The organism is Pseudomonas sp. Pseusp18, assembly GCF_059506005.1.
Window position 1 is genome coordinate 398,910 of the sequence record NZ_CP169240.1, and the last position, 15,891, is coordinate 414,800.

At 59.4% G+C, this 15,891-nt stretch carries 15 protein-coding genes; all 15 read left to right on the plus strand.

The annotated features are described in order from the left end of the window. Nucleotide 1: 1 nt before the first annotated feature. The 15 genes from waaC (at nucleotide 2) to ACEN9A_RS01745 (ending at nucleotide 15,784) form a co-directional block, all read left to right on the plus strand. On the plus strand, nucleotides 2–1,063 hold the full coding sequence (waaC, locus tag ACEN9A_RS01675) for a lipopolysaccharide heptosyltransferase I (protein WP_258672141.1): 1,062 nt from the start codon (nucleotides 2–4) through the stop codon (nucleotides 1,061–1,063). After that, nucleotides 1,063–2,184 (plus strand): glycosyltransferase family 4 protein, encoded by a 1,122-nt coding sequence (locus ACEN9A_RS01680; RefSeq protein ID WP_258672142.1) that lies wholly within the window; start codon nucleotides 1,063–1,065, stop codon nucleotides 2,182–2,184. The genes waaC and ACEN9A_RS01680 overlap by 1 nt, the downstream gene beginning before the upstream one ends. Further along, nucleotides 2,184–2,990, plus strand: coding sequence for a lipopolysaccharide core heptose(I) kinase RfaP (rfaP, locus tag ACEN9A_RS01685; RefSeq protein ID WP_258672143.1), 807 nt, complete (start codon nucleotides 2,184–2,186; stop codon nucleotides 2,988–2,990). The genes ACEN9A_RS01680 and rfaP overlap by 1 nt, the downstream gene beginning before the upstream one ends. After that, nucleotides 2,990–3,724, plus strand: coding sequence for a lipopolysaccharide kinase InaA family protein (locus tag ACEN9A_RS01690; protein WP_018928556.1), 735 nt, complete (start codon nucleotides 2,990–2,992; stop codon nucleotides 3,722–3,724). The genes rfaP and ACEN9A_RS01690 overlap by 1 nt, the downstream gene beginning before the upstream one ends. Next, the gene (locus ACEN9A_RS01695; protein ID WP_258672144.1) at nucleotides 3,721–4,473 is read left to right on the plus strand and encodes a lipopolysaccharide kinase InaA family protein; all 753 of its coding nucleotides are present in this window, start codon (nucleotides 3,721–3,723) and stop codon (nucleotides 4,471–4,473) included. Before ACEN9A_RS01690 ends, ACEN9A_RS01695 begins: the two co-directional genes overlap by 4 nt. Beyond that, complete coding sequence (locus ACEN9A_RS01700; protein ID WP_258672146.1) at nucleotides 4,473–5,924, plus strand: lipopolysaccharide kinase InaA family protein; 1,452 nt, start codon at nucleotides 4,473–4,475, stop codon at nucleotides 5,922–5,924. The genes ACEN9A_RS01695 and ACEN9A_RS01700 overlap by 1 nt, the downstream gene beginning before the upstream one ends. Nucleotides 5,925–6,092: 168 nt before the next feature. Then, entirely contained in the window at nucleotides 6,093–6,428 is a 336-nt protein-coding gene (locus ACEN9A_RS01705; RefSeq protein WP_258674130.1) for a YceK/YidQ family lipoprotein, read from the plus strand. A gap of 71 nt (nucleotides 6,429–6,499) precedes the next feature. Continuing rightward, nucleotides 6,500–7,378: a DUF3800 domain-containing protein gene (locus tag ACEN9A_RS01710; protein WP_258672147.1), complete on the plus strand. Its 879-nt coding sequence runs from the start codon at nucleotides 6,500–6,502 to the stop codon at nucleotides 7,376–7,378. A 227-nt stretch (nucleotides 7,379–7,605) separates the two neighbouring features. Next, on the plus strand, nucleotides 7,606–9,363 hold the full coding sequence (locus ACEN9A_RS01715; protein ID WP_018928552.1) for a carbamoyltransferase family protein: 1,758 nt from the start codon (nucleotides 7,606–7,608) through the stop codon (nucleotides 9,361–9,363). Beyond that, entirely contained in the window at nucleotides 9,347–10,477 is a 1,131-nt protein-coding gene (locus tag ACEN9A_RS01720; RefSeq protein WP_019650732.1) for a glycosyltransferase, read from the plus strand. Before ACEN9A_RS01715 ends, ACEN9A_RS01720 begins: the two co-directional genes overlap by 17 nt. Continuing rightward, complete coding sequence (locus tag ACEN9A_RS01725) at nucleotides 10,477–11,373, plus strand: antimicrobial resistance protein Mig-14 (RefSeq protein ID WP_019650731.1); 897 nt, start codon at nucleotides 10,477–10,479, stop codon at nucleotides 11,371–11,373. Before ACEN9A_RS01720 ends, ACEN9A_RS01725 begins: the two co-directional genes overlap by 1 nt. Nucleotides 11,374–11,381: 8 nt before the next feature. Further along, entirely contained in the window at nucleotides 11,382–12,815 is a 1,434-nt protein-coding gene (locus tag ACEN9A_RS01730) for a PIG-L deacetylase family protein (RefSeq protein WP_258672149.1), read from the plus strand. Between the two features lie 52 nt (nucleotides 12,816–12,867). After that, nucleotides 12,868–13,752, plus strand: coding sequence for a DUF6625 family protein (locus ACEN9A_RS01735; protein WP_258672150.1), 885 nt, complete (start codon nucleotides 12,868–12,870; stop codon nucleotides 13,750–13,752). Next, nucleotides 13,749–14,903, plus strand: coding sequence for a glycosyltransferase family 4 protein (locus tag ACEN9A_RS01740; protein ID WP_258672152.1), 1,155 nt, complete (start codon nucleotides 13,749–13,751; stop codon nucleotides 14,901–14,903). The genes ACEN9A_RS01735 and ACEN9A_RS01740 overlap by 4 nt, the downstream gene beginning before the upstream one ends. Continuing rightward, nucleotides 14,900–15,784: a glycosyltransferase gene (locus ACEN9A_RS01745; RefSeq protein WP_258672154.1), complete on the plus strand. Its 885-nt coding sequence runs from the start codon at nucleotides 14,900–14,902 to the stop codon at nucleotides 15,782–15,784. The genes ACEN9A_RS01740 and ACEN9A_RS01745 overlap by 4 nt, the downstream gene beginning before the upstream one ends. Nucleotides 15,785–15,891: the final 107 nt, after the last annotated feature.

Here is a 15,891-nt window from a genome sequence, read left to right on the forward strand (position 1 = left end):
TTTGCGGGTACTGTTGATCAAGACTTCTTCGCTGGGCGACGTGATTCACGCGTTGCCAGCGTTGACCGATGCGGCGCGGGCGATCCCCGGCATCAAGTTCGACTGGGTGGTGGAAGAAGGTTTCGCCGAGATCCCGACCTGGCACCCGGCCGTGGGCAAGGTGATTCCGGTGGCGATCCGTCGCTGGCGCAAGAACATCTGGCAGACCATCAAGAGTGGCGAGTGGAAGCGCTTCAAGCAAAGCGTTCGCGCGACCAAATACGACTTGGTGATCGATGCTCAGGGCCTGCTGAAAAGTGCGTTGCTGACTCGCTATGCCAAAGCACCGGTGGCCGGGCTGGACAAGAATTCGGCCCGCGAACCGATCGCCGCGCGCTTCTATTCCCGACGTCTGGCCGTGGCCCGTGGGCAGCACGCGGTTGAACGAGTGCGTCAGCTGTTCGCGTTGGCCCTGGGTTACGACCTGCCCAAAGGCCTGGGTGATTACGGCCTGAACGTCGAGCGGCTGGTGGAATTGCCGCGCAAGAATCCGTACGTGGTGTTTCTCCACGGCACCACCTGGGACACCAAGCACTGGCCCGAAGCCTATTGGCGCGAGCTGGCCGAGCGGGTGGGGTATCTCGGCGTGGCGGTGAAGCTGCCGTGGGGCAACCCGGTCGAAAAGGCCCGCGCCGAGCGCATCGCCAAAGACATGAAACACGTCGAAGTGCTGCCCAAGCTGAACCTGGCGGGTGTCGGCAAAGTCCTGGCCGGCGCGCAAGCGTGCGTGGCGGTGGACACCGGTCTCGGTCACCTGGCCGCGGCGCTGGACGTGCCGACCCTGTCACTGTTCGGCCCGACCAATCCGGGCCTGACCGGCGCCTACGGCAAATCGCAGATTCACATGGCCAGCGACTTCCCTTGCGCACCGTGCCTGCAAAAAAAATGCACCTATCAACCGACGGCCGACGATACCCGTCGGTTCGACCTGAAACGCGAGTGGCCCCTGTGCTTCACGCGTCTGAATCCCGAGCGTGTCGCGAGCCGACTGAGCACGTTGTTACTGGCTGAGGAGCTGCGTTGATGCAATTGGCATTTGTCCTGTACAAGTACTTTCCGTTTGGCGGCTTGCAGCGTGACTTCATGCGCATCGCCCTTGAATGCCAGCAGCGCGGCCATCAAATCCGTGTCTACACGTTGATCTGGGAGGGCGACATCCCTCCGGGCTTCGAAGTGTTGGTGGCGCCGGTCAAGGCGTTCTTCAATCATCGGCGCAACGAGAAACTCACCGAATGGATGGAGGCCGATCTGGCCAAGCGCCCGGTGGATCGCTTGATCGGTTTCAATAAAATGCCGGGCCTGGACGTTTACTACGCCGCCGACGGCTGCTTCGAAGACAAGGCGCAAAACCTGCGCAACTCGCTGTACCGTCGCTGGGGCCGCTACCGGCACTTCGCCGAGTACGAACGCGCAGTGTTCGCCAAAGATGCCAAGACCGAAGTGCTGATGATTTCCGAAGTCCAGCAGCCGCTGTTCATCAAGCATTACGACACACCGCTGGCGCGCTTCCATTTGCTGCCACCGGGCATTGCCCAGGACCGTCGTCGCCCCGTGAACGCGGATGAAATTCGCGCCGGGTTCCGCGCCGAATTCAACCTGAAGGACGATGAGCTGCTGCTGGTACAGATCGGTTCCGGGTTCAAGACCAAAGGCGTGGACCGTAGCCTCAAGGCACTGGCCGCGCTGCCAACCGAGCTGAAAAAACGCACCCGGCTGTTTGTAATTGGCCAGGACGACCCCAAAGTATTCCAATTGCAGAGCGCCACATTGGGGCTCGGCGACAACGTGCAATTCCTCAAGGGGCGCAGCGATATCCCGCGCTTCCTGCTCGGTGCCGATCTGCTGATCCACCCGGCGTACAACGAAAACACCGGGACGGTATTGCTTGAAGCCCTGGTAGCCGGTTTGCCGGTGCTGGTGAGCGCAGTGTGCGGTTATGCCCATTACATCGCCGAGGCCGACGCGGGTCTGGTGCTGGACGAACCCTTCGATCAGGCGCAACTGACTCAGTACCTGACCGGCATGTTGAACGACACTGATGCACGGGCGGCCTGGAGCCGCAACGGTCTGGCCTTCGCCGAGACGGCCGACCTCTACAGCATGCCGCAGCACGCGGCCGATGTGATTCTGGCGGAGCACGCTTAATGAAGTTGATGCTGGCTGAACCGTTCAAGAGCCTCTGGGCCGGACGCGACCCGTTCGCCGAAGTCGAGGGCCTCAAGGGCGAGGTGTACCGCGAGCTCGAAGCGCGCCGGACACTGCGAACTGAAGTGGACGGCCACGGGTACTTCGTGAAGATCCACCGGGGCATCGGCTGGAGTGAGATTTTCAAGAACCTGCTGACCGCCAAGCTGCCGGTGCTGGGCGCGGGCCAGGAGTGGAAGGCCATTGAACGCCTGCAAGAAGTCGGCGTGCCGACCATGACTGCCGTCGCTTATGGCGAAAAGGGCAGCAACCCGGCGGATCAGCATTCGTTCATCGTCACTGAAGAATTGGCGCCCACCGTCAGCCTTGAAGATTTCAGCATCGACTGGGTCAAGCACCCGCCGGAGCCAAAGCTCAAGCGCGCCCTGATCGCCGAAGTCGCGCGCATGACCGGCATGATGCACCGCGCCGGGGTTAACCATCGCGACTGCTACATCTGCCACTTCCTGCTGCACACCGATAAGCCGGTGACCTGCGATGACCTCAAGTTGTCGGTGATCGACCTGCACCGCGCCCAGGCCCGCCCGGCGATTACCCGGCGCTGGCGCAACAAGGACCTGGCAGCGCTATATTTTTCAGCGCTGGAGATCGGCCTGACCCGTCGTGACAAGCTGCGTTTCCTCAAAGGGTACTTTCAGCAGCCTCTGCGCCAGATTCTGGTAGAAGAAGCCGGGTTACTGGCGTGGCTCGAAGGCAAGGCCAACAAGCTCTATGAGCGTAAACAGCGCTACGGGGATGCGCTCTGATGTCGGGTTGGACACTGGAGCCGGCTTACAGCGATCTGGCAGAAGATTTCGGCAGTCTTGATGCGGTGTTTGCCCTCGAGGGCGAGCAACTGACCCATGATCCGCTGTCTGAAGTTATTCGCGTCCAGCGCAAAGGCGTCAACTATTACGTAAAACGCTACGTCAGTGCCGGCAAAGGCCTGCGGCGCTACCTGGGAAAGCCTCGGGTCAAGGCCGAATGGCAGAACCTCAAGCGTTTCGCCAAGTGGGGCATTCCCACCGCAGAGGTTGTGGCCTGGGGGTTGGAGCGGCACGGTGTGACATACGCTCGTGGGGCAATGATCACTCGCGAACTGCCGCATACCGAAGACTTGTCGGTCCTGGCTAATCGGCATGATCCGAAACTGGCGGACCGCGCCTGGGTTGATACCGTCAGTCGCCAATTGGCCGGTTACACCCGGACCATGCACGACAACCGTTTCACTCATAATGATTTGAAGTGGCGCAACCTGTTGGTCGACGATGAGGCCCGGCTGTTCCTGATCGATTGCCCCAATGGCGATTTCTGGCGCGGCTTCTGGCTCAAATACCGCATCACCAAAGACCTGGCCTGCCTCGACAAGGTCGCCAAGTATCACCTGTCGGCCACCCAGCGCCTGCGCTTTTACCTGCAATACCGCCAATGCGCCCGGCTCGATGCCGCGGACAAGAAACGCATTCGGCACGTGGTGAGATTTTTTGAGGGACGCGAATGACTGATTTTCTGGCTGCTGAAGACCGTGCGCTGTTCGAGCGTCATGGTCTCGGCACCTTCGACGCACTTTGGGTCAAACAGCTCGACGCGGTGGATGAGCCCAACACCGGCCGTGGTGGCTGGAGCAGTGTGTTTCGGCTGGATCTGGACGGTCATGGCTACTACCTCAAGCGCCAGAGCAACTACCTGACGCGCTCCCGGCATTCGCCCTTTGGCGAGCCGAGCTTTGCCCGTGAATTTCGTAACATCAGTCGTTATCGGACACTGGGGATTCCGGCGCTGCAGGCGGCGTTTTTTGGTGAGCGCAAGGTCGACGGCGAAGTTCGGGCGATTCTGCTGACTCACGCGCTGGACGGTTGGGATGATCTGGATTCGCTGTTGCAGCGCTGGTCGGAGCTGAGCGAGATACAGCACTCGGCCATTCTCAAGGCCTGTGGGCAACTGGCGCGACGCCTGCACGGCAGGCGCCAGGTCCACGGTTGCTTCTACCCCAAGCACATTTTTCTTCAGGCTACCGGTGACGGCTATCTGGCTCAGTTGATCGACCTGGAAAAAACCCGGCCGCTGTTTTTCGGCAAGCGTGATCGGGTCAAGGATCTGGAGCCGTTGCTGCGTCGGGCGCCGGAGTGGAGCGACAGTCAGCTGCGCGAGTTGTTGGCGGTTTATCTGGATCAGCCGCTGAGCAGTTCGCGGGTGGACCGTTGGGTATCGCGCCTGAGTGCGCGGCGCAGTAACAAGGAGACGCGTTGATGCGTTTGTCCGAACTGAAAAACGCCGGTCGCAGTCCGAGCCTGCCGCTGAGCATTCCACTGGCCGATGCCGCGGGGCCTGCCGAGTTGCAGCTGCTGAGTCTGTTGCGGGTGTTGCCGGGACAGCGTTATGTGGGGGCTGGCGTCTGGCGCGGCCGGCCGGTGCTGGCCAAGTTGTTGGTTGGTGGCAAGGCGGCGCGGCATTTTCAACGTGAACTGGATGGCGTGCGTTTGCTTGCCGCTCAGGGGCTGACCACGCCGTTGTTATTGGCCGACGGCCTCAAGGACGGCGAGGGCGGTTGGCTGTTGTTCGATTTCCTGGAGGGCGCCGAGAGCCTGGGGGATGCCTGGAAGCAGGTCGAACACTTGCCCGCATTGGCGGATGAACAATCCGCGGTGCTGGCCGAGGCGTTGGGCGCCATCGGCCAGCTGCACAGCAAAGGCCTGTGGCAGGAAGACCTGCACCTGGACAATCTGCTGCGCCATGGCGGTCAGTTGTATTTGATCGATGGCGCCGGGATCTGTGTCGAAACGGCGGGCAAGCCGCTGTCGCAACAGAAAGTCCTGGAGAACCTCGGGGTGTTTTTCGCCCAGTTGCCCAAAGCGCTGGAACCCTTCACCGAAGAGTTGTTGGTGTATTACCTGCTGAGTAACGGCGAACACGCGTTGCCGATGGAGGCGTTGCAAAAACAGATCGACAAGGTCCGTCGCTGGCGTTTGAAGGACTTTCTGATCAAGGTCGGCCGCGAATGCACGCTGTTCAGCGTCCAGCGTGGTGCGTTCGGCTTGCGGGCGATTCGCCGTGAGGAAGAGGCAGCGATGCTGCCGGTGCTGGCACAGGCCGATGCCTTGCTCGATCAGGGGCATCTGTACAAGACCGGCGGCGCGGCGAGCGTCGGCAAGGTCGAGGTGGCTGGGCGCACATTGGTGGTCAAGCGTTACAACATCAAGGGCTTTACCCACTGGCTCAAGCGTTTCTGGCGCCCGAGCCGCGCCTGGCATTCATGGCGCGAAGGCAATCGCCTGGCGTTCCTCGGTATTGCCACGCCAAAACCATTGGCGTTGCTGGAGAAGCGTTTTCTCTGGCTGCGCAGCCGGGCGTACCTGGTGACCGAGTATTTGCCGGGGCCGGACATCATCGAGCGCTTTGCACCGTACGTTGAGAGCGGGGATGCGCCAGAGGCTGAGCTGCAGGCTCTGGATTACCTGTTCGCCGAACTGATTGGCGAGCGGATCAGTCATGGCGATTTCAAGGGCCATAACCTGTTCTGGCAACAGGATCGCTGGGCGCTGATCGACCTGGATTCGATGTGTCAGCATGGTTCGCTCAGCAGCTTTGCCCCCGCATATGCGCGGGATCGGGCGCGGTTCATGCGCAACTGGCCCGAGAGCAGTGCGCTGTACCAAGTGATTGATCAGCGTCTGCCCAAAGATATTTCTAGCGCTACTTGAAGCGGGTCTTCGACCCCATCGCGGGCTTGCCCGCGATGGCGCCAGATCAGTCTCCCGAGATCTGGCGGACAAGTTCTTGTGAATTGTCCTACATGATCTGCAGAGCCCATGAACTGTGCCCTGAATAGCCACGATGCTAGTTTGCCTGACGTTCTCGGAGGGCAGATTTTGACGATAAAAATGGCTGTGATGTTGAGCTCTTTTTCACTGACGCTGTCTGGCTGCGGGACCGCTGTCACGGTGCTGCAGGATGACGAAGAGGCCGCCCGAGGCCTCAGAAAGCAAAAGACCTACTGTCAGTCCATTCCTCGCATCTACAGCGGTATGGCGCACGACTTTTGCCTCTTGCACGCGCCGCCCGATCCCACGGGTATTCTGGTGCCGTTCGTATTGCTGGATTTGACCCTTTCGGGTGTATTCGACACGGTTTTCTTGCCCTATACGATTTACCGGCAGGCTGCCGACGGAAATATCAGGATTTACTGGCGGTCGGGTCGCGGGTAATTCTTTTGTATTCCGACGTGTCAGTGCTACATCTAACGCACCTGGTTCGAAAAACAAAGGGTAAATAGCTCGTGGCGACCCCGATCTTGCCCTCTCAACAGTTTTTTCTTTTTGAGAACGAAAACGAAGCCTCAACTAATGTTGAAGCGAAAAAGCTTTCACCTCCGTTCGGGAGGTACAGCGATTTCATAATCTATGTGGATGAGAGCGGCGATCATGGGATGCGAACATTAGATCCAAACTATCCAATGTTTGTGCTGGCATTTTGTGTGTTTCATAAAAGGCATTATTGCGAGAGGGCTATTCCTGCCCTTCAGAAGTTTAAATTCAATCATATGGGGCACGACCTGATCGGTCTGCATGAATTGGAAATTCGAAAAGAAAAGGGCGCGTTCTCTAGTCTATTCACGTCGAGGCAACACAAACATGCTTTTCTCGACGAGCTGACGGGCATCATTGAAGCCAGCAATTTCGTCCTGATCAGCTGTGTTATCGACAAAGCTGCCCTTCGTGAAAAACAAGGTCCTGTCCACAATCCTTATCACGTCGCACTCGGCTTCTGCCTGGAAACGCTTTATGAGTATTTACAGGAAAAAAATCAACAGAGCGTTTTAACTCATGTGATATTCGAGCGTCGAGGGAAGCGGGAGGATAACGAGCTTGAACTCGAGTTCCGTCGCATGTGCGATGGCGCGAACCGATTAGGCATTCAGTTGCCGTTCGATATCGTCTTTGCAACCAAGCAAGTGAATTCTACGGGCTTACAGCTAGCGGATCTTGTTGCAAGACCCATTGGTATGAGCGTTTTGCGGTCAGGGCAAGAGAATCGTGCCTTTGACGTACTCAAGCGCAAGTTCTACTGCAGTGGTGGGCGTAATAATGTGGGGGAGGGTTTCGAGAACTGGGGTCTAAAGATTTTCCCTCTCTCAGAAAGCGAAAAGCCCCGGTGAAACTCACCGAGGCCACAACGCCGACCGGGATCCCCCAGTCCATTTGCGCAGGAGTCTATGTCGAGCTCCTTCATCTGTCAACGCGCCGGCTTGCCACTTCCCGCTAGAGGCTTGCCGCCGCTTTTAAGCTATAATCCCGCCCTTTAGCTGTCTCTCGCCCCTTGCGAGGGCACATTAATTTTTGAGGCGCGTTGCGCCTGCATGCAGACTAAAGAGGCTAGACCCCTGTGGCATTGACGATTCTTGGCCTGTCCGGCGCCCTTAGCCATGATCCTTCCGCAGCCTTGTACATCGACGGCAAGCTGGTCGCGGCGGCTGAAGAAGAGCGTTTCGTGCGTGATAAACATGCAAAGAACCGCATGCCTTACGAATCGGCGAAATTCTGCCTCGAGCAGGCTGGCATCAAGCCATCCGACGTTGACGTGGTGGCGATTCCATTCGCACCGATCAGCCTGTTCGGCAAGGCTCGCTGGCACTACGCCAAGCGCTACTGGTACGCCCCGGACCGCGCCCTCGATGCGATCCTGATGGGTAACCGTCGCTACAAGCGCTATCGCAACAAGATTGTCTGGTGCCTCGAGCAATTGGGTTTCGATCCGAAAAAGATCAAGATCGAGCCGGTCGAGCACCACTTGGCCCACGCCTCCAGCGCCTACCACTGCTCCGGTTTCAAAGAGAAAACCGCGATCCTGGGGATCGACGGCAAGGGCGAATACGCCACGACTTTCTTCGGTTATGGCGAAAACGGCAAGATCCACAAGATCAAGGAATTTTTCGATCCGGACTCCCTCGGCGGCCTGTACGGCGCGATCACCGAGTTCCTCGGCTTCGAAATGCTCGACGGTGAGTTCAAGGTCATGGGCATGGCGCCGTACGGCGACGCCAGCAAATACGATTTTTCCCGTCTGGCCTCGTTCGAGAACGGCGAACTGGTGATCAATACCGACTACGCCAACGTCATCGGCCTGCGTCGTTATAAAGAGAAGGGCAAGGGTTTCTACTTCTCACCGAAGCTGATCGAGTGGCTGGGGCCGAAGCGCGAAGGCGATATCGCCGACGAGCCGTACATCCACTACGCCGCCAGCATGCAAGCGCTGTTCGAGAAACTGGCGTTGCAGATGATCGACCATTACCTGGGCGATGTGCTCAAGGAAACCGGCAAGCTGGCCTTCGCCGGTGGTTGTGCGTTGAACGTCAAGCTGAACCAGAAAATCATCGCCCGCGACGACATCAAAGAATTGTTCGTCCAGCCTGCGTCCGGCGATGCCGGTACCGCGGTGGGTGCGGCGGCTTACGTGTCTCATGCTCGTGGTGTACCGGTCGAGAAGATGGAGCACGTCTACCTCGGCCCGTCCTACAGCAACGAAGACGTGATCGCGGCCTGCGCCCGTCACGCCGACAAGCCAAAGTGGCGCAAGCTCGACAATATGCCGGAGCAGATCGCCAAAATCATGGTCGATGGCAACCCGGTGGCCTGGTTCCAGGGCCGCATGGAGTTCGGTCCGCGTGCCTTGGGCGGCCGTTCGATCATTGGCTGCCCGAGCGTGGCCGGTGTGGCGGACCGTATCAACCATCAGATCAAGTTCCGCGAGCGCTGGAGGCCTTTCTGCCCGTCGATGCTCGACACCGTTGCGCCGCAAATGATCAAGATCGATCACCCGGCACCGTTCATGACCTTCACCTTCGAAGTGGCTGAAGAGTGGAAAACCCGCGTACCGGAAGTCGTCCACGAAGACGGCACATCCCGGGCCCAGGTGCTCAAGCGCGAATACAACCCGCGCTACTACGACATGATGAAGGCGCTGGAAGTGCTGACCGGCAACGGTGTGTCGCTGAACACTTCGCTCAACCGTCGTGGCGAGCCGATGATCTGCTCGCCGACCGATGCCTTGAATATGTTCTTTGGTTCCGACCTGCAGTACCTGATCATGGAAGACATTCTGGTGGTCAAAGAAGGCGCGGACGCTTATGACTCGCTCGGCTGAACGCCATGTGCTGCAGTTCTGTCACGGCTATGACGGGCCGTTTCTGGACTGCGCCCGGCAGTACGCCAGCCTGTTCGCGGGGACCGGTTATCGCGTGACCACGGTGTTTCTGACCGGGGCTGCAGATAGCCAAGTCGCCGCGAGCTGCGCGTCCGACGAAGTGCTGTTCATGGAATACAGCTCCAAGGCCATTCGTGGCCTGAAGCTGGGCGCCATCGGCGATCTGCGCAAGATCGCCGCCTCGCGCAATTTCAGTTTCTGTATTGCTCACCGTTTCAAACCGATCTACATCGCCTTGCTCGGTACTTCGTTGCCGGTCATTGGCGTGCATCACGCGTTTGGCGATTACCAGCGCAGCACACGCAAACTGTTCGCGCATATTTTCCGCAAGCGCCTGAGCCTGCTCGGGGTTTCCGATGCGGTGCGTGACGACATGCGCCGTTGCTTGCCGAAATGGCCGCAGGCGCGGATTCAGACGCTCTATAACCGGATTGATGTGCAGGCGTTGCAGGCCAGTCAGTTATCGGTTCGCGAGGCCCGGGAAACCCTCGGTCTGTCGATGGATGCCTGGATTGTCGGCAACGTTGGGCGCCTGCATCCGGACAAGGATCAGAATACGCTGCTGCATGGTTTTGCCACGGCATTGCCGGGGTTGCCGGCCAACAGTCAGTTGGTGATTCTGGGCAGCGGTCGGCTGGAGCAGAACCTCAAGGACCTGGCGCGTGAACTGGGTATCGGCGATCGCGTGCTGTTCCTCGGCCAGGTGCCCGAGGCGCGTCGCTACTTCCGCGCTTTCGATGTGTTTGCCTTGAGTTCCGATCACGAACCGTTCGGCATGGTATTGCTGGAGGCCATGGCCGCCGGTGTGCCGCTGCTCGCCACCGCGAGCGGCGGTGCCCGGGAAGTGGTCGAAGGCGTGGGCATTCTGTTTCCGCTGGGGGATGCCGGACACCTGGCTCAGGGGCTGCAACATCTGGCCGCGATGGATGAGCAGCAACGCCGCCAGTGCGCCGAGCTAATGTTCGACCGCTTGCGTGAGCGCTTCTCCGATCGCGCGGTGCGCGATGCTTTCTGGCATTTGCCGCACGTCACCGAACTGGCACCGAGGGGCTAATGCTCAACCGACTTCAAGGCTGGCGTGAGCGTGGCTGGGCGCAGGTCGACGCCTCGACTTATGCACAAACCTGGCAACGTTTTGGCGGCAGCGTCGCGACCCATCCCCTGGTAGTCGAACGTCTGGCACAGTTGGCCGACATTCCGGTGCGCTACCTGGCTTGGGAGCAGGACGGCGAAGTGAAAGCCGCCATCCCAACCTGGGGGCGCGACCTGGCGCTGTCCAAGGACGTGCTCAAGCGCACAGGTAAAAAGGGCCTGTTCGACCTCGGCAATGCCGAACTGATCCTCCCGGCCGCCGCCGATGCCCAGGCACCGCTGCGCCATCGGGGGCGTTACCTGTCGGCGCTGAGCGAAGGTCGTTTTACCGGTATCAAGCTGCAGACAGAACAACTGGCGCTGGCCCGCACGCCTGAAGAATTGTCGAAAAAGTTTCGCTACAACCAGCGCCGCGAGTTGCGTCTGCTGGAAGAGGCGGGCGGCGTGGTGCGGCCGGTTACCGAGTTTTCCAGCAGTGAACTGGCTGCGATCTATTGCGACCTGTTCCAGCGTCGCTGGGGCTTTCCGGCCACCGGTGCCGAGCGCATGGGCGAGGTGATCGAGTTGTTGCGCGAGTTGCTGATCGGCTCGGTGATTTTCCTCAACGACGCACCGATAGCGACTCAACTGGTGTACCGCGTCGAGGCGCCGGAATGGATCAGCGTCGAATACGTCAACGGTGGTGTCGATCCCGAGACCCGTGAATTCAGCCCCGGCAGCGTGCTGAGCTTCCTCAACACCCAAAGCGCCTGGGAACATGCTCGTGCGTTGGATAAGCCCCTGCGGTTTTCCTTTGGTCGAACCGACCGTGAGTACAAGGACCGTTGGTGCAATTCTGTGCCGGTCTTCACGGTATGAGCCAACCCATGAGCCGCAAACAGCAACTGCTCAAGCGCCATCGGCGCAACAAACGCATCGGCCTGTTGATTGCGTTGATGTTGCTGATCGCGATCGGCGGGCTGGTGGCCTGGTGGCTGCCGCTGGTGCTTGCGGTGCTGGGCTGGATCGCCCATGAGGCGTGGTTTGCGGACCATCTGTTTTATTCCCCCCAGGACGATTACCAATACAGCTTCCCGCCGTATACCCCGCAACCCAAGATTCATCTGGACGGTGAACGGCTACGGCTGGATGAGGGCGTCATGCTGGTCGATGACGCCACGCTGATACTGGCGCTGAGGGTGAAAAGTACTTGGCTGGGGCGCTTTATCGATCCGGTGGTCGAGTTGCTGGGGGGCGATAATCCCGACCGGCAAACTTTCGAGCGCGGTGTAAACGGGCTGCGTTATCTCAATCTCAGTGGTCAGGCAAGCGTGTTGTCGCAAGGTGAGTTGCGTCTGCGTGGGCGTTTCTGCCGATTGCTCGGCGAGCCCGTGCTCTGGGCGTTCGAGCAACCGGACTACCGCCGTCAGCGAGTGATGGTGATTGCTCCCCATGCCGACGACGCAGAGTTGGCCGCCTACGGTCTGTACAGCCAGGCTGACGAAGCCTGGATCGTCACCCTGACCGCCGGTGAAATCGAAGCCGAACATTATCGACAGATGGGTCTGAGCACAATCGAGGCGGCTCGCCTCAAAGGCCGTTTGCGGGCCTGGGATAGCATCGCTGTACCGCGCTGGGCCGGGGTGCCTGAAGCCCATTGCGTGCAGTTGGGGTATTTTTGCCTGCAACTGGCGGCGATGCAGGCGGCGCCGGCCACGCCGGTGGGTTCGCGCGAAGCGGATTTGAGTGACACCCGGTTGTTTCGTCAGTTGAATCCATTTGCCCTGCCGGGCGATGTCGACGGCGCGCCGACCTGGAACAATTTGCTGGCCGATCTGCGTGAACTGTTGCTGAGGGCGCGTCCGCAAGTGATCGTATTGCCGCACCCGACCCTCGACCCGCACCCGGATCACATCTGTGCCCAGGCAGCGGTTCTCGAAGCGTTGAGCGGGCTGGAGTGGCAGCCGACCACCGTGCTTGGCTATGCCAACCATCTGCATGACAATGATCGTTGGCCGATGGGTGATGCGGGTCATGGCATCGCCCTGCCGCCGACGTTCGATTCGGCAACGGCGATGCAGCCCTGTTGCCTGCCGATGCCTTTGGCGCGTCAGCGTGATAAAGCGATGGCGTTGGGCATGATGCACGACCTGCAACCGCCCATGCCGTTCAAGCGACGTTTGCGGCGGTTGATACAGTGGCTGCTGGCCAGTAGAGTGCCACCCGTCTATGGAGAGAACGAGTTCTTTCGCAAGGCGGTCAGGCGGCACGAGTTGTTCTGGGTTCTGAAGCATGGTGAAACATCTGTGAGGCAGAAATGAAGTATCGCGGCCCCTAGCATGGCGGCGTATCCAAGCAGTAGTGAGTATTTCTGTGATCAATCCATGCCCGCGTATCCTGTTCCTGATTCCGTATTTCGGTCATTGGCCGTTCTGGATGCCGTTTTTCCTCGAGAGTTGCCGACGCAACGCCGATATCGACTGGCTGCTGTTCAGTGATTGCGGCACTCCCGAGAACCTGCCGCCCAACGTGACTGTTGAAGCCATGAGTTTCAGCGAGTACTGCGCGCTGGTGTCACGGCGGTTGAATATCGACTTTGTGCCGGACGCGTCTTACAAGCTCTGCGACATCAAGCCGGCCCTGGGGCATATCCATGTCGACCGCCTGCAAGGCTATGATTTCTGGGCGTTCGGCGATATTGATCTGGTATTTGGTGATCTGCGACGTTATTTCACCGCTGATCGGTTGGCCAGTTATGACCTGTTCTCCACCCACGAGCGGCGGGTGGCAGGCCATCTCTGTTTGATGCGCAACACTGCCCGCAAACGTGAGTTGTTCATGCAGATCAAGGACTGGCAAACACGCTTTACCGATCAGGCGCATCACGCGCTGGATGAAGGCGCATTCAGTCGGATCTTCCTCTGGCGCAAGAATTTCCCCGAGCCACTGTTCTCCCTGGTGGGCAAGCTCAATCCGTGGCGTCGCCGCAGCGAATTCACCGAGGCGTTCAGTACCCCGGGCGGTTGCATCAAGTGGCACGACGGCACGGATGATTTTCCGCATCGCTGGTATTGGCGCGATGGTTGTTTGAGTAACGATCGTGATGGCGATCGTCGGTTTCCGTATTTCCACTTTGTCTGCTGGAAACGCAACGAGTGGTCACGGTTGTCCCCACCCGATCCAGCCGAGATCAGGCGCCTTGCCGCCGAGCCGGCCTGGGTCATCGATGCGACTGGTTTTCACCGGGGAGAGTTATGAGTCAACGGTCAAAGGTTCTGCAGTTGCAGCCTGACTACAACGTCAAAGCCCATGATTTTGCCGACCTCGCGGAGCAGATCGTCAAGGCCCTGCCGAGTGATCGCTATGAAGTGACCGCGGCGTTCCTGCGCGGCAAGCCAGGGCCTGGCGAGGCAGTGAGTCGCGCCGATCGTTCGGTATATTTCGAGTTTTCCGACAAGTCCCTCAAGGGCATGCGCCTGCGCGCCATGTGGCAGCTGTACAAGTTCTGCCGCACAGAAAAATTCGACGTGGTGATTTGCAATCGCTTCAAACCGGTGAACATGATGCTGGCGCTCAACCGTTGGTTGAAAGTACCGCTGTGCATCGGCATTTCCCACGGTTTTGGCGAGTACGACCGGTTTTACCGGCGCCGCCAGACCCAGCGCCTGATCGATCGCCATTGGCGCTTTGTCGGTGTGTCGCCAGCGGTCAAACAGTACCTGCTCGATTGCGACTGCGGCTTTACCGACCAGAATACCTACGCAATCACCAACGCCATCGACATCGAGCAGGCTGAAGGTTTGCAGCACCGCCGCGAGCGTGCCCGCGAGTTGTTGGGCATCGATCCCTCGGTGCGCTTGATCGGCGCATTGGGCCGACTGGTGCCGGTCAAGGGCCACACCTATCTGCTGCAGGCCTTTGCCACCCTCAAGGACAAATACCCGAACACCCAACTGGCAATCATTGGTGCGGGGCGTGAAGAGTCGCGCCTGGCCGCCGAGATCGAGCGCCTTGGGCTGACCGGTCGCGCCCACTTGCTGGGTTTCAAGGAAAACGCCTTGCAGTATGTTCGGGCGTTCGACATCTGGACCATGCCGTCCTTGGCTGAAGGCCTGGGGCTGGCATTGCTCGAGGGCATGAGCGGGCACCTGCCGGTGATCGCCTCGAACGTGCCGGCCATGTTGCCGCTGATTCAGGGCGCGGGCGGTCTGGCAATTACCCCGGCAGACGTACCGACGCTGGTCGCTGCGCTGGATAACTACCTGGGGCTGTCGGATGACGAGCTCAAGGCCAAGGGTGAGCAGGCCTACCGCTATCTCCAGGAGCAACACGACATCGAGGTATTCCGCCAGGAGTACCTGAACCTGATCGACTCCGGCTTGAGCCAAGCCCGCAGGGAACAACCATGAGCGACGTGCAACCTCTCGTCACGGTCATCATCGCGTCGTACAACCACGCTCGCTATATTGAGGAAAGCATTCTCAGCGTCCTCAACCAGACCTACAAAAATATCGAGTTGCTGGTCATCGATGATGGCTCCAGCGATGACAGCGTCGAGCGGATCAATGTCTTGCAGGCGCAGCACGGCTTCGATTTCCGGGTCCAGCAGAACCAGGGGCTGACCAACACCCTCAACGGTGCCATTGCGCGCTCGAAGGGCAGTTTGATCGCGCCGTTCGGGTCTGATGACATCATGTTGCCGGAGCGCATCGCCACCCAGGTGGCGTATATGGATGGCAAGCCCGAGGTCGGGATCTGCGCCGGCAACATCGAACTGATCGACGCCGACGGCAATCTCTATCCGGAGAAACGTCAGCGTCGAGATGTGCCGTTCCGTCGTCTGGATTTCGATGACATGTTCCTGGAGCGCAAGCCCTATCCGCCGGCACCGACCCTGATGATCCGCCGCGAAGCTCTGGACAAGGTGGGCGGTTTCGATCCGAACATTCGGCTGGAGGACTTGCTGATCGAGTTGAAGGTGACCCGCGCCGGTTACTTCATTGATGGCCTGAATGTGCTGATGGCACGCTATCGCAAGCACGCCACCAACTCCTACAAGAATAACCGCTTCATGATCGACAACATCCTGCGCTCCTACGCGCTGTTCAGCGATCATCCGCTGTACGACGAGGTGCGCTACAAATTCCTCAGCTCAATGTTCCTGAAAACCTCCAATCGTGACCGCAAGCTGGCGCGGGAGCTGCTGGCGCAGATACCGTTCAAGGCCTGGAACAAGAAGACCTGGCGAGGGCTGGGGCGGTTGTTTTTCTCACCCTTGGAAAAAGACTGAGACATGGGCTGGATACAACGCTATCGAGAAAAACGCGCGAAGCGGGCGCGTTTCAAGCTGCGATACCCGGAGTACACCTTCGGTCGTGGCAGTTACAGCTTGCCGCA

What these genes read in the sequence shown, in the direction of transcription:
- ACEN9A_RS01680 (WP_258672142.1), top strand. Translation starts at nt 1,063, where the DNA reads ATGCAATTGGCATTTGTCCTGTACAAGTACTTTCCGTTTGGCGGCTTG.
- ACEN9A_RS01730 (WP_258672149.1), top strand. Translation starts at nt 11,382, where the DNA reads ATGAGCCGCAAACAGCAACTGCTCAAGCGCCATCGGCGCAACAAACGC.
- ACEN9A_RS01700 (WP_258672146.1), top strand. Translation starts at nt 4,473, where the DNA reads ATGCGTTTGTCCGAACTGAAAAACGCCGGTCGCAGTCCGAGCCTGCCG.
- ACEN9A_RS01740 (WP_258672152.1), top strand. Translation starts at nt 13,749, where the DNA reads ATGAGTCAACGGTCAAAGGTTCTGCAGTTGCAGCCTGACTACAACGTC.
- ACEN9A_RS01725 (WP_019650731.1), top strand. Translation starts at nt 10,477, where the DNA reads ATGCTCAACCGACTTCAAGGCTGGCGTGAGCGTGGCTGGGCGCAGGTC.
- rfaP (WP_258672143.1), top strand. Translation starts at nt 2,184, where the DNA reads ATGAAGTTGATGCTGGCTGAACCGTTCAAGAGCCTCTGGGCCGGACGC.
- ACEN9A_RS01745 (WP_258672154.1), top strand. Translation starts at nt 14,900, where the DNA reads ATGAGCGACGTGCAACCTCTCGTCACGGTCATCATCGCGTCGTACAAC.
- ACEN9A_RS01695 (WP_258672144.1), top strand. Translation starts at nt 3,721, where the DNA reads ATGACTGATTTTCTGGCTGCTGAAGACCGTGCGCTGTTCGAGCGTCAT.
- ACEN9A_RS01720 (WP_019650732.1), top strand. Translation starts at nt 9,347, where the DNA reads ATGACTCGCTCGGCTGAACGCCATGTGCTGCAGTTCTGTCACGGCTAT.
- ACEN9A_RS01690 (WP_018928556.1), top strand. Translation starts at nt 2,990, where the DNA reads ATGTCGGGTTGGACACTGGAGCCGGCTTACAGCGATCTGGCAGAAGAT.